The sequence below is a fragment of the Olivibacter sp. LS-1 genome (genome assembly GCF_008245145.1).
Taxonomy (GTDB): Bacteria; Bacteroidota; Bacteroidia; order Sphingobacteriales; family Sphingobacteriaceae; genus Olivibacter; species Olivibacter oleidegradans.
The window spans coordinates 3,097,636-3,111,587 of sequence record NZ_CP041643.1 but is presented as its reverse complement, the minus strand read 5'-3'; the positions used below and the strand labels follow the sequence as shown (position 1 = coordinate 3,111,587).

Below are 13,952 nucleotides of genomic sequence, written 5' to 3'. Positions count from 1 at the left end.
GTTATTCCGAATTATTTAAAATCCTATTCCAATAGAAACCATCCCAGACCCACAGATCACCCCAAGACATAAAAGTGCTGGTTACGACTTGATTTTTTACCCGCATTTCATTCCCGTTTCCAAGAATTGTAAAATTCACATCTGCCTGATGCGTTAAAAAATGAGCTTGTCCAACTATCGGGGAGGGCGGTAATGATATGGTTCCAGGGCTAGTTGAAACTATGTTAACGCAGGTGTCATCGTTCTGAATCTCGTAGCCGGTATTTTGCCTCACCGTTTTCATACCAAATCCGCGCATAACACCGTTCAACCGTATATCTCCCTGAATTAACGCCGCAATGTTAATGGAAGCGTTCATGGCCGAAGCTAAAAGGGCATAATTCGTTCCTCCCAGATCATTACTTTCGTGATTTTCAAACCTAGCTACGGCCTTAACTCCTGAAGTTACCGGAAGCACGTTAACACCTACTCCCGAAAACTGTCCGTTTTGAGACGAAATGATTACTCCCCCATTTCCTTGCGTATTTGAAAGATAGCCGCCGCTAATTATCATATCACCAATCTGACCTTTCGTAGATACAAATGAGCCGTCGTGATGCACTCTCCATGGTGCGGAATAACGGTTCGCAAAAGGCACTCCGTACCACTCACGTACAGGTGACACAGAACCGTCATCCACAATACCTGTTATTCCGCCGTTGTTGTTTCCAAGAGCATCTCCTACCAACATAGTGCCCGTGGCAATCACATTTCCATCTATCGTAGTTTGAAGGAAGTTCGTTTTACTCGCAACATTATCCGCTGTCTGTTGCGCATTTTCGGCTTGTTGCTTAGCCTCGTTGATTGAGGAATCGATGTCTTCGGGTGCCTCAGACCAATCGGTTTCTCTATTACCAAGTTCCAGTTTGACGTTACTGAAAGTTATGGGTCCCGTAATTCCATAGGTAGCCACGTGAATGTAAACGGTATCGCCAAGTCCGACGGAAGAAGGAAGTGCCTGTGTAAATGTTCTTTTGTAGTGTCCGGATTTATTCGCATCTGATATAGGTATGTCAGGTGTAAGCCGGTGCAAGTAAGAGCCAACTGTAGTCCGCTGCACTTGCAATGCTATTCTAGCATCTGATGGGAATGGGGCGGTATTAGCTATAGCGTAGTCAAAGTGAAACGTAATTTCCTTGTTGTAGAATTCCGCCTTGAGAGGATACAAATACCTCACTTCATTGTTACCTCCCGTAAACGTTAGCGTTCTCGGTGAAGCAGTTCCCAGCACATAGTTACGACCACCAACAGATATTTTGTCAACGTCATCCTTCGTTGCTGCATTCCCACCGGGAAGTACATTTATTCTTGCCGATATATCGAGCTGCCCGGGGTTGTCGGCGGTGTTAAATTTGAGAAAATCACCTAACCTGAGGCTACCGTCGTTCAATCCCAGCACGGTAAGACCGTCCAGAGATCTGATAGTACCTGTGGTAATCGTATCACCGACAATATAGGTCATGCCCTTTGTAAAGTCGAATCCCCTGAAGCCATCCTTAACGGGATATAAAACCCCAACGTTGAAATGATAATATCCAGCTTCCTGTTCTGCTGACATGGGAGTCTCCGAAATATACCAACTCCCGGTAAGGGCATTTTTGCTGCACTTAGCGCTCAAATAATAAGCTTTCGCAGCCGTAAGGTTTGAAAATTCGGATTGACCCATTTGCCACACATATCCTAACCCTTCAATCTGTATCTCATAATGTATAAGGGTGCCAGCGCTAATGGCTATTGAGTTGGGATTTGCCCCCGCATTTGGTTGGATTGACACTCCGTTTAAACCAAAGTTCTGAGATTTAGCACCTACTGATAGGTACAGCGTTTCAATCGAATTAGGCCTTAGGTTACTTGTGTCGAAGTAATCGTCTGGATCAAAGATCAAATCTCTAAGTTGCCGTAAATTCATGGCATTTCGCCGTGCTCTTTCGGCATTTCTTCGGTCCACGACCTTGATTTCCCTCTGATTTTCAATCGTGTCTTTAATCACCCTTTCTTGTACGGTATAAGGGATAAAGTTTGCTACTGTCGCTTGGAATGCTGTCCCAGGTTCCAGAATCTCAGGAAATTGGATAGGATAAGTAACCGAATTGATCCTAACTTCTTCATTTACCTTTAGTTGTTCATCTTCTAGATTTACTTTATCACCGGGATTGACCATCCATCCTTTTCGCTTCATATCCAGAACATCGATGGCAAATCCGTATAGTACTTGAGGTACACTGTTTTGATTACGGTATTCCGCTGTCTCTTCTCTCAGTTGGATAATCGCTGCATCTTCATAGGATTGAGGCATTATGATATCCCAAAGAACATACTTATCACCCACTTTAGCCATGAAATTCTGATTGGGCATTACATAGTCCTGATCACTTACATCGGCCTTGAATGTTATGGTCTTTGTAGAGTGGTTGTATTTCGTAATCACAAAGTCGAATCCTGCCAGTTCGCCTGTATTGAAAGCGATCTTTGCTTCAACACCCTCCATCAACTGAGAGTTGATATCGAAGTCAAGTGACGTATCGGTAACGGTAAACGAACGCTGATCGGCATTTTCATAAGGACCGACCGACGTTAATGTACCTTCTCGTTTAGGATATATCTCTTCGTTCAAATAAACGCCTTCTTTTACTCCGTATTTATCAACGTTCGCTTCAAGGAATTTTTCAGGTAAGGATAGCCTGTTACCCCCGTAAGAAGGCGGAAGATTGCGCGTGCCGCCTTTACCATAGACACGTGTTACTACATTCTTGTCTTCGACATATTGTCTGCTTAGATTGTATAGCCCTTTACCTTTCCCGTAACCTAAACGTATGGTAGTCGTGTTTCCTGCGGATTTTACCATGTTAATGGTCTTGCCCGACAGGTACCATTCCATTTTAAACAGTTCGGCGATGTTGGTTAACGCCACTCGGCAGCTTACGTTATCCCAAGAGGAGTGCTTAGGTTCTGTTTCTTCAATTATTCCCAGCGTCCATCCTAAATGTATTTCGCTTATGTTGTCGACAAGAAGCTGCAGATGCTCTCTCAAGGTTCCATAAAACGGAAAATCCGTGTTATCCTCAAACATGAACAGCTTATCGTATAGCTGGTACCTTATGCCCTCGAAAACTATGTTATATTCGTAATTGAAATTACTGTGCTTTGTAGGTTCATCAACTGTATTGATGGTAAATATCTCACCTTTATAATTTATAGTGTCACCGATTTGGATGTTTAACGGCCTAGCAACACGAAGTCCGGTAACGTCAATACGATGCGCTCCCATGAGTTCATGAGTCAACGTTGCATTCCTGCTTACAGGCAGCTGTTCGACCTCGATGTTATTTCTATAAACTTTAATTATCACTCTTCAAATCCTCCCACGCACAACATTGTCAGTTCTACATCTATTTTGTTTATTTCCGAAACAATCTGTTCACGCCTGGTCATTGACTCTGACATAAGACTCTCCATTTCAGACAAGTCTTTCTCAGATGATGTATTGTCAAAATCAAATGATTTTAACTGTTCGATCCGTAGTTCCTCTGCCAGACGCGATCTCTCAACATCCAGTCGTTCATACCTTTCTCTTTTCGTCTCCATAATTTCTAGTTAAAAGGGTCTATAGAAAATTAAGTGCTCGCGGATTCGCTTTGCTAGGTAGTCGCCATATACGTCACTTCCTCTAGTCTGACCGCTATCTGAAAAGACGTGTATTCTGTCACTTAGGAAATTCCTATCGGTTCCGTAATCCTTGAGCATGGGCATACCGCATTCGTGCCAGGCATCGATTACACCGAGACTTAATCTCCCTGCCATCCATTTAAGATCATCTACGCATCTCTTAGCATTCAGTTGGTTGTGTAGTGTCGACTGTAAAGGCGTTACTACTACCACTTTGCAAAGAGGTCTGGTTTCCATCAATCGCTCTACTATATATCGTAAGGCACCTGCCACCATTCCTCTGTTAACATTTTGAAGTGGAATAAGCGTATTGTAATTGGGCGCATTCGTCATGAATGTCCGCTCCATATACTCATTGTAATCTGATGCGCCACTTGCCGTTACCATGGCCGGAGTAACATGTCGTCCAAGGTCAAAATCATTCGTTAACGCTACAACGAATACCACGTCGGGATAATTTGCAGAGGCAATAAGGTTCTCTACCTGTCGCATCAAGGTATTGCCCCCTGTTCGGTATTCGGGTCCGAAAAGATTTTCGGTACTGGTAAGAGTTGCTCCGCCTGTTGCTAGAGATATGTCCACGAAGGGCTTATGGACGGCATTGAACCTTCTCTTCCAGGATCCTGTCCCGTTGTTGTTCGCGCTGTTCGAATCTCCCAAAACAGCGCCCGTTTTATAACTTAATCGATTATCTATTCCCTTCTCGCTATATATTATATCCCGCGTGTAATCGCTATTGTATTCTGGGTTAAAGGTTAGATGCATTCCGGGATAGTAGGAGTTCTGAATGGCATAATTTTCCCGGTGCGTAAAAATCAACGCTTTCAATTGGTCTTCGGTGTTATCCGCCCTAAAATCTATCACAACCCTGAAATAAACCGCTCCGGCAGGAATAGGACTGTTGAAGTAAAACCCGAAGATTGCATCGTTCAGACGATCTGCTATTGCCAGTGATTGTCGTTCAATTTGAAGGCCCGCCGAATCATAATAAACCACAACCAACGGATTAATTGCCTGAAATATGTTGCCGCATAGCAGAGAGCCGGATGTTTTCTTAAGTTTCATCATGGGCGATGTACGAAGGCCTGCCGCATTATAAGTAACAAGACCGTTCGATATGGTCGAATTGGGAATCAGTCTGGTATAATCCAAGTAGTTATCTATTAGGGATGACCTATTTCGGTTAGTAACCTTTACCGTTTCAGCCATGACGGGGTTAATGGCGTTTTTTATTTTCACCACATTGCCCGTCATGTTACCTGTCAACCCCGATACAATTAGAAATTTTGCTCCCTTAGGTGCCGGTGTATCCACACCGGGAGAATACGTCAGTAGACCTAAAGGTTGCATCCACTCATCAAAGACTACCGTGGCAGAGTTGGATGATTGTACATTGCTTATATTTATAATACTGGTATCCTCAAGAGGGATCGGCTGTGTCTTCCTGTACGAGGTATTGGTGTCGGAAGTGCTGATGTTCGTATACCTACCGTTTGACAGGGTTAATACAACTGTTTTTTCGTTTAGAAATACCTGCTCGAGCGAATTGACGGCTCCCGTCTTATCAGCTTTCTCGGTAACAGTATTCTGGACAACCGTCAATTCGCTTTTTGTTGCTAAATTTGCAGTATCCACAACTACAAAATCGCCACTTAGCGATGAACCATTCCAGTATAACGACCACGATTTCGCTGTGATATCGTCCACTACAACTTGGCCTGTGCCCGTTGTACCGTAAGTGCCGATAGCATTCGGTTTATAGATACCCTTTTCTTTTCCCTGAAAAGAGAACGAGGGAGCTACCCTAGCAATAAATCCACCTCCTGCGGCCTCTAAGGTAGTCGCGTTATCATTTACCACATTAACAATCTCATTCAGTTCAATTGCCTTGAACTTGTCGCCAAGATTTTTAACAGGTATGCCAGTAATCTTCTTTGCCATTTTAGCCTAATATTATGTCGTCAAAAATCATATCATCGAATACACTTGCAGGAAGCAGCGGTATTATTCGCGGAAAATCATCTGTAAAGGTTACATTGAACCTCATGCCCGCCATGCCGCTCCTGAAAAAGTTTCCGATTGTTGTTACAGCTCCCCCACCGGTAAACCGAAGCTTGAATCTTACGTCTACTGTTGGGAATTCGAAATCCATGTAAACGCTTTTGTATAGTTCTTCCCGGAAAAGGTTATACTTGTTATGGGCATCATCACCGCCTTCAGCAACGATCAGCATTGGCGGATTCAGTGTTCTAGGCTGTAGCCTAATCGGGGAAACATCATCCACATCCAACCCGTCTTCGTCAGGCCAGTCATTTACAACCCGCTCTTTAGGCACAGGAAGGGAAAACAGTTCATCGAACGTACCGCGCTCAAAAGCAATCCCGAAAGTTTCGAAAGCATCTTTATCGTTTATCCTACAAAATCCTGTCATGCTACCCCCATATCTCGTAAGCCTTTACTAGACTTAGTGTTAGTATTGTTAGCAATCGTAATTAAATACCCAACTGCTGTATCGAGTCTATCCACAGTAGCGGCGGTGTTCCTTTCGATGTTTAATGCTGTAGTCAGGCTCTTAGTTGCCATATTCAAGCAGTTTTCCTGAATTTTAGATTGCAACTGAGCTTCACTGTACAGGTTTTTAGTGATGGAGTAAATATTTAATTGCACTCCCATCCACTTGTTGGCAGTATCTTCCGTTATCGATCTACTGATCTGCCCCGTAATACCTTTATCACTTTCCTGCGAGTTTTTAGACAGTCCGAGTCCTTTATAAGCTTCATCCAATGCTTCATTGAAATCCTTACCGGCGTCTTCCAATTGCTTTCTCCAAGAAGTAAAATCGTAGCCTACAAGAGAATTGTCATTGCCTAACATATATTTGGTAAGATCATCCGTCATCTTCTTCATGAGAGGCTCGATGAGCTTTAGCTTTAAACTATTTGCTAATGCATTCTTAATAAACTGATCAAAGGTGTCGTTCAACGCTTCTATTCCGTTTTCCCCGGCTTCAAACGCTGTCAATAATGCATTGGCAAGATTGTCTGATAGCTGCTTGAAATTAGTTTGCAACAGTTGCTCGCTTACCGTTTTTTGCAGGTCCTGAATAGCGTTGTTAGCTGCGATTATCTGATCGTTGTATGCGTCGATAGCGTCCTTATCAGCCTTTTTCTTCTTGCTTTCGGCATCTCTCGCGGCTGTCAGGTTCTTAACCTGTTCCTGTAAATTTTTCACAGCGGCCGCACTATCGTCATAGTAAGATGATCCGACGCTGTTTTCGATTGACCGTTGAAGCTGATTATATTGCTGCTCAAGGGAACGTAAGGCCTTTTGATACCCTTCGATCTGTTTTTGCAAGTTCTTATCCCGCCTATTGAACAGGTCCAAGACACTGGTTAATGTCTTTACGGCACCTGTTATGATTGAAACAGGGTTTTTACTAGCGATACCTTGTGCGAGTTCGCTTAATCCACCGGCAACCTCTCCTATCTTGCCCAGAGTTTCCTGCAATTCTTCATTCCCTATGCCCAACTTATCAAAGCTATCAGCAACGGTTCCCACAATATTTGCAACACCGGCAAATGCTTCGGAGGATATACCGGCCAACTTGGTCAATTCTGCCTGAGCTTCTTTGCTGTCCTTACCGTATTTCAATACAGCATTTCGATAGTCCTTTATTTTGTCTACGGTACCAGCAAATGGGTCTCTGTAATTTATATCGTCAAGAGCAGCATTTATTTGTTTGGATAGTTCCTGATATTCCTTAACTGTAAGATTTCCGGTACGCCGTTCGTAATCAAGTCTCCGTTCTGCATTTTTCAACCATTCCTGAGCTGCCTTTCTACTTAAAGTGGACATCACGTTAAAGGTTTCATCCCATTGATGTTCCTGCTTTATAGCTGATGCGGTTATTTCGCTTATTTCTTCCTTGGCGTTTCGCCTCAAAGCATTTAACTGGTCCTCAGAAGCCTTTCCCTTTAGTCTGGTGATGTCATCTTCAAGACGCTGTTGAACAGATCTGATCCTGTCTGCATATGTCTGAGCTTCCTGCAAGGAACGACGATATAGCTCAGCATCCCGTTTCTGCATCTCTTTTTGAGCCGAAGGGATAGCTGTTCTATTCAGATAATCACGTGTTTTATTAGCTTTCACGCTGGTATCAGAATTCGCCGGCATTAAAGAACGTAAGTAGTCAAGATAACTCTCAAACCCTTGAATGTCTTCTCTAAAGGCTTCGTTTGCTTTCTCTTTACCCACCTGCTTTTTATATTCTTCGTACTGTTCGAACAGAACTTTCTTTTGCTCGATCGTCTGCTTCTCTATTTCGAGTTGTTGCTTAGCCACAAGTTCGTCTATTTCCAATTGTTGAGAAACCGACAAACCGCTTGTGTCTACCTTTAAACCTTTGTTTCGGGAATCTTTATAGAAACCATCCACCACCCTTTGTATTTCAGCATATTTATCCTTTACGGCCTGTATTTCCTCCTCATCATGGCTCAGTTGTTGACGTTGAGCCTTTTTATTGATCTCATCTATTTTAGCCTGTAAATCTCGTTGCCTTTTCAAAGCTTCGGCCGCACGACGAGCTGCAGCTTCCCTTGCTCTCTTGGCTTTAGCATCTTCTTCCTCAGACAGTGGATTTACAGGTGTAACTGCACCGTTCTGAGGCACTCGGAACATACCCACCTGACTCATTTTGGCACCCAGCTGACTAACAAGATCACTATACTGTTGAAGGTTCCTACGCCCCTTCTCTGTCAGCACTCCGTCTTTAACGGAATTGGCATAAATGTCATACTGTTTCTTAACCTCAGAATAAGCAGAAGATAAGCTCTGATACACTTCCTCTATCTGCTTGCCGTTAGCCTTTTGAATGTCCAATGCATTGCCCATGGACAAGGCGGTTTCCGCTTCATTAGCTGCAATTGTTATCTCGCGGATAAGATCAGCCGTTTTATTGCTGGTCAATCTTGCTTCGAATTCATCCCAGCCGGTAGACGTCACGATTTTCGTAAACATTTCCAGAACTGTGGCGGCACCATCGGCAATACGAACGAACGCCCTACCAATAATCCCTTCTCCATTTTCAATGGAAAGAACCAGGTTATCCCATGCAATTCCTATACGTGCCCACTGCTTTTCAAGCTTTTGGGATGCCGTTTCAAATTCTCTGTCCATGGAACCGGCTGCATCGGCGGCCTTTTCCAGAGCATCGGTTAAAACGTCGTAGCCATTCGTTGCCAGAGAATTGACAACCCGTTGGTCTCTGATCTGATTAATACCCAGCCGTTCCAGTACTTCATTAACACTTCCCCCAGCCCGATTTATATTGTTTAGGCCTTTTATAAAATCATTAAAAACACCCGAGGCATTTTCTCTGAATTGCTTTTTAATTTCCTCAGCACTCTTTCCTGTAACCTGCAACAATACATTGAGACCCCTGCCTGTTCTTATGGTTTTCTCAAAATTGCCCAGTACCCTACCGAATGCAGAACCCACAAGTTCCGCTTCCACGCCTACGGCTTTGGTTGCAGTAGCGTATGCCAGGGCTTCACGCCTTCCTATTTTATACAACCCTGTATTCTGGGCAATCTGGGTAGCGTTTGATAATATCTCCTTCTCCGTAGCGGCAAAATTGTTACCTAAGTTTACTATCTCATCGCCAAAATCAGCTACATTTTGAACACCTCCATCTACCAGTGTCAGCAATCGGGCAATTTCTGACCCGCCTTCTTCTCCCTGAATATTGGATGCGGTTTCCAGCTTCGCCAAAGCCTCAGAAAAGCGCAATATGTTCTGCGTTCCTTTAACCCCTAGTTGCCCCGCAACAGTAGCATACTCAAGCAACTTATCAACGGATACGACTTGAAGCTTTCGGCTCATTTCTATAAGCGAATCTCCCAGCTTTGTTAACTGGTCAGATGCAAGACCTGTTGTTTTACCCACATTAAGCAAACCCGAATTAAACTGAACTACTGTTCGGGCGTTACCCTTGATCAAAGCAAAGAATGAAGCCAATGCAGTTATGGTTAAACCGATCGGAGAAAGAAGGAATGTTAAAATATTCCTACCGACAGTAGCTAATGTTGCGCCTAACTGAGTAAAACCGTTGCTCTGTCCTGATATCTCCATCAGGTTGACTCCCATTAAAGCCAACTGACTGTTTATCCGCGCAAAAGTTGGAGATAATGCATCAAGGGCACTAGCATAGTTACCTACATTACGTTGGTGGAGACCAAGCGTAGCGTCGATTTTCTTGATGGCTCTATCAAGGAATTGCGTTTGAGCAACCATCCCCTTTGATCGCTGCTCAAGCATTTTATAAGCCGCAGAGTTCTTAAGACCCTGACGTTCCAGATTGAACATCTCGGCCAGCACATCTTTGCTTCTTCTTCGAATAGCATTCAAGGCCTGATTAAGCTGATAATACTCCCCGCTTTGCTGCTGTAACTTTCTCCTGTTACGTTCCGTCTGCGCCTCCTGTTGTCTCTGTAGCCGTAACTGTTCGTTAAGTAGCTTTACATGCTCCCTAGCTTGTCGATCGGCCTCTTTTTGGGCGGCAACAGCATTCTTATGAGCATCTTCAATCTTCCTCTGTGCCAATGCATATTCCTGGGCGGTAATGGCACCCTTCTTTAGCTCGGAATTAAGTTGCTGTTCGGCTACCTTAAGCTCATTTATAGCCTCTTTGTACCTTTGTGATTGGAGATGGCTTTTGGCGACTTCAGTTGACAATCTTGCCTGTTCTTCCTTTTGCAACATTATCTGCCTACGGAGATTGGCAAGATCCTCTATTTCCTTTAGTCTGGCCTGACGCTGCTGCTTTTCGATATTAGCAGATTGAAGACGTGTTTTATTTAGATCGTCTACTCCGGATGTAGCCCTTTTCGCTGCTTTAGCCAGTTCGTTTAAGCCTGATTCGACTTTTGAATTCTTCGTGATGTTCTCAAACATCTTGGCGAATTCCCTAGAACCTTCGGCCGATATTTTATGAAAACGCTCGAGCCTTCTATATGCTTCTGCATCATCTAACTGTACTTTATACTTGATATCGGCCATGCAACAAAAGTCGATATAAGGCATCTTTCGCTGCGAATCCATCATTTTGTAATACAGCCTATTACAAAATATTTTATTATTTATTTTGATAAGTTAAGATAAGTTACTATTATTGCATCACGATAGTTCATTGACATGTGAAAGAGGGTTGGATCACAGTTAGTTTGGAATCATAATGATCTCTTCTAATTAGTGCCCAACCAGATATAATGGGGATATAGCTCAACGGTAGAGCGTTTGCAAAACTGTCCGTGATCAGCGACGCTGTTAGACAGATAATTCGACAGAAGGCACGAGGTTCAATTCCTCAACTCTCCACGAGGTCGGCGGTTACTCTTTAGGTAATGACCTTTCAATAAAGCGTAAAGAGCGTGTAAATGAATTGATATTGTAAAACACGTTAAAGGTTGGTCAGCATTCCCTTCGTTATGTGTGTGCAAACTTTCCTTTGGGTCAAAAGTGAAAGCAGGCGGGGAGATCGTCTAGAGGTGAGGACGCAGGCATAGTAAGGTCATAAATGACAACTAAAGGTCTGAAACGTTGGTTCGAATCCAACTCGCTCCACGAGTTTGTTTAGGTAGTTATAATACGTTTGTTGATTAGGGCTGTTGTGAAACACCCCTAATTTTTAAGGCACTGCTGGACAAATTGGTTAAGTCGTCGCCCTTTCAAGGCGGAGATTACGGGTTCAAATCCCGTGCAGTGTACAACCATTTGAGAGAGGGGTATTTGATTTATTGTAAGTATGATCTTGAGGGAGGGCATAAAACATGAGGCTAAGGCCGTCCAGAATACGCTGGTTACTCCAACACTGTTTGAGGAGTTATAAAAAGGCAGGGACAGTCGAATCAAGATAGGAAAGCAATAGATTAGTAGCAGAATACCCCATTACAAGAAATACCGAGGGAGATGCTGGAAGCTTAGGTATAAGTTTAGGAAGCCCAGGTTGTGAATTTAGGAGTTGTCACAACGTAAAGTCCGGCATGGCAATGGAAAGACATCGAAGGGGTGAAAGGCCCCTAATGTAAAGAAGAAATTCCGCGTGTAAAATAGCAGACCCTACTTTGTAGCTGTGAAGGTTGAAACGCCTACATTGACGGAATATTGACGTGCCCCATCTATAGGTTTATTTCATAATTTAGGTTTAATTGGTTGACAGAAGCCCAGCATCGCCCGATGTCTGGGCTTTTTTTATAGAAATAAATTTCCGAGATTTACAACATGAAAACCTAACTTATTCTATGAGCCGTAGAAGTTTACAATGGATAATAGTCGGTATTGTTATTTTGATCATAATCAACATTATTTTCATTTTAATCGTATTGTCCCCCTCAATAGTTGGTATTTTCGATTTTACTTCCAAAAACACCTCAAATATTGCAACGACTATTAGCGGTTTGACAAGTCCAATTCTAACCGTTGGAAGCGCTTATTTGCTCTACTTAGCACTTACTAAGCAAATAGAATCAAATAATGAACAGCGCAGAAAGAATGACTTTGACATGGTAACCCTATTATATAACCAACTTAACAAGGAATATAATAGTATAGAATTCAGGGTAGTGCAAGTTACTGATGCTTTCACCCGAAAGGAGACATCTAAGGTCGTAATTGAAGTTGGAGATAGAGCTTTGAAAGCAATCTACAATACGTACAAGCGGACACCTAAACAGTTCAAGGACATATCTCACATGGCAGAACTAAGTTCTATAATCGCAACGTTCGTGTTACTTGAAACAGCAATTAAAAATCTTAGAGCTCCCGATACTAGGACACTCTTCGAGGAAAAGATCAGATACTTCTATATTTATAAATTGAAAGTGCCATTGCAGTTAATAAGTGAATGTGTCCGAACACTAGATGAGTCTGAAAGGCCTGAGACTGTGTTTCATTTCTTCAAAAGAAAGCAGAGGGAATACTTCCCAGACTACAGTATTGATCAATTAAGTCAAGATGTTAATACGGGAAGTTCATAATACGTTTCAAATGATTGATAGAGTCAGTCGATATTAAACTTGAAGGTTCAATCCTAATTAGCCACCATCCCATTGCTTGCAACAAGTTACTCTTCTCCATATCTCGCTTAATTCCAGTACCAGAACTATGGCCGCTATTCCCCTTCATCCATATTCCTCCATCAACCTCTATTGCTATTTTGTGAGTCGGTATCGCGTAGTCGATTCGGTACTGGCGTTCTACCGAGAAGTAGAACTCAGGCCAGACATCCAATCCTAGCTCCTGTTTGACCAGTTGAACAAAAGGATCTGCATGCTTCTCTTTGTTTCGGATGTTCCTGGTATCATCAGTCCTTCCCGTTCGTATTATTTTAGACTTCTTCTTTTTGGGAGGATTATAAGACAGTGCTTCTTTAGAGTCGGGACGATAGTAAACTCCTTCAATTTCAACCCATCCACGGGACTTTATGTCCTTTACCAGTGCGTTTCCCCATTTACTCATAAAAACGGCTTATACTCGCAGCTATTTTCGTTTTTCCAATAATAATCTTCGCCGGCGTTCAATAGCATTCTGCGTTCGACCTCATTAAAGGTCCTGATCACTTCCCTAGCTTGATCCATGGAGTGGAACAACTTATCACTTCCAACAACATCTATAAACCTGTACGGTGTAAGCCCCGAATTATGGATTCTCCGAGATAAGTCGACGTGCTCGTATTTGCCCAAACCAAATGTAGTATCAAATCCACCCACCACGTCCAAGCATTTACGAGTGAAATACATCATGCATCCACATCCTTTTTGATGAATCATAAATGATCCTTGTTGCACTGGACTGCCCCAACCTTCGGTACCGTCCCAACCTTCTGTAAAAGTGAAGCACAAATGATTCATACCTGAATCTATGTAAGGTTTATGCCAATTATCCGCTTTGGGAAAGCAGTCATCATCGAACAGGAACAAGTGATCGGCGCCCCAATGGTAAGCTAATTCGAAACATTTGTTCTTAGCTCGTGGAATCCCTACCCGTTCCGGGAACTTAAAGCCTATTGTGCCATGAGGGAACATTATGCCCTCAAGATAGTAATCATCGTAGCTGGCATCATCGACGATAAACAGCCTACATTCAGTGTCTTTATCTTCGATATGCACTGGCCAATATTTAAGCATGGCCATGATACATTTTCGAAATGCGTCGGGTCGGTTTCGCGTTGTTATGCAGATTGCGATCTTCAT

The 13,952-nt window shown here is 43.0% G+C and carries 8 protein-coding genes and 2 tRNA genes; 3 read left to right on the top strand and 7 right to left on the bottom strand.

Annotated elements, in window-relative coordinates:
• Position 1: 1 nt before the first annotated feature.
• The 5 genes from FKG96_RS12480 to FKG96_RS12460 are packed head-to-tail and all read right to left on the bottom strand — an operon-like array spanning position 2 to position 10,806.
• Positions 2-3,388, bottom strand: a complete 3,387-nt coding sequence (locus FKG96_RS12480; RefSeq protein ID WP_149105609.1) for a phage tail protein — start codon at positions 3,386-3,388, stop codon at positions 2-4.
• Positions 3,385-3,624: a hypothetical protein gene (locus FKG96_RS12475; protein WP_149105608.1), complete on the bottom strand. Its 240-nt coding sequence runs from the start codon at positions 3,622-3,624 to the stop codon at positions 3,385-3,387. The genes FKG96_RS12480 and FKG96_RS12475 overlap by 4 nt, the downstream gene beginning before the upstream one ends.
• A gap of 9 nt (positions 3,625-3,633) precedes the next feature.
• On the bottom strand, positions 3,634-5,646 hold the full coding sequence (locus FKG96_RS12470) for a hypothetical protein (RefSeq protein WP_149105607.1): 2,013 nt from the start codon (positions 5,644-5,646) through the stop codon (positions 3,634-3,636).
• Between the two features lies 1 nt (position 5,647).
• Complete coding sequence (locus tag FKG96_RS12465; protein ID WP_149105606.1) at positions 5,648-6,136, bottom strand: hypothetical protein; 489 nt, start codon at positions 6,134-6,136, stop codon at positions 5,648-5,650.
• Entirely contained in the window at positions 6,133-10,806 is a 4,674-nt protein-coding gene (locus tag FKG96_RS12460; protein WP_149105605.1) for a phage tail tape measure protein, read from the bottom strand. Before FKG96_RS12460 ends, FKG96_RS12465 begins: the two co-directional genes overlap by 4 nt.
• A gap of 426 nt (positions 10,807-11,232) precedes the next feature.
• Between FKG96_RS12460 and FKG96_RS12455 the strand changes: the two genes are divergently transcribed.
• The 3 genes from FKG96_RS12455 to FKG96_RS12445 all read left to right on the top strand — a co-directional run bounded on the left by FKG96_RS12455 (position 11,233) and on the right by FKG96_RS12445 (position 12,737).
• Positions 11,233-11,325 (top strand) — tRNA-Thr (locus FKG96_RS12455).
• 69 nt (positions 11,326-11,394) lie between these two features.
• Positions 11,395-11,468: transfer RNA gene (locus FKG96_RS12450), tRNA-Glu, on the top strand.
• A 534-nt stretch (positions 11,469-12,002) separates the two neighbouring features.
• Positions 12,003-12,737: a hypothetical protein gene (locus FKG96_RS12445; protein WP_149105604.1), complete on the top strand. Its 735-nt coding sequence runs from the start codon at positions 12,003-12,005 to the stop codon at positions 12,735-12,737.
• Here the strand turns inward: FKG96_RS12445 and FKG96_RS12440 are convergent.
• Positions 12,718-13,218: a hypothetical protein gene (locus FKG96_RS12440; RefSeq protein ID WP_149105603.1), complete on the bottom strand. Its 501-nt coding sequence runs from the start codon at positions 13,216-13,218 to the stop codon at positions 12,718-12,720. The genes FKG96_RS12445 and FKG96_RS12440 overlap by 20 nt on opposite strands.
• Entirely contained in the window at positions 13,215-13,952 is a 738-nt protein-coding gene (locus FKG96_RS12435; RefSeq protein ID WP_149105602.1) for a glycosyltransferase family 2 protein, read from the bottom strand. Before FKG96_RS12435 ends, FKG96_RS12440 begins: the two co-directional genes overlap by 4 nt.

What these genes read in the sequence shown, in the direction of transcription:
- FKG96_RS12475 (WP_149105608.1), bottom strand. Translation starts at nt 3,624, where the DNA reads ATGGAGACGAAAAGAGAAAGGTATGAACGACTGGATGTTGAGAGATCG.
- FKG96_RS12470 (WP_149105607.1), bottom strand. Translation starts at nt 5,646, where the DNA reads ATGGCAAAGAAGATTACTGGCATACCTGTTAAAAATCTTGGCGACAAG.
- FKG96_RS12465 (WP_149105606.1), bottom strand. Translation starts at nt 6,136, where the DNA reads ATGACAGGATTTTGTAGGATAAACGATAAAGATGCTTTCGAAACTTTC.
- FKG96_RS12460 (WP_149105605.1), bottom strand. Translation starts at nt 10,806, where the DNA reads ATGATGGATTCGCAGCGAAAGATGCCTTATATCGACTTTTGTTGCATG.
- FKG96_RS12445 (WP_149105604.1), top strand. Translation starts at nt 12,003, where the DNA reads ATGAGCCGTAGAAGTTTACAATGGATAATAGTCGGTATTGTTATTTTG.
- FKG96_RS12440 (WP_149105603.1), bottom strand. Translation starts at nt 13,218, where the DNA reads ATGAGTAAATGGGGAAACGCACTGGTAAAGGACATAAAGTCCCGTGGA.
- FKG96_RS12435 (WP_149105602.1), bottom strand. Translation starts at nt 13,952, where the DNA reads ATGAAGATCGCAATCTGCATAACAACGCGAAACCGACCCGACGCATTT.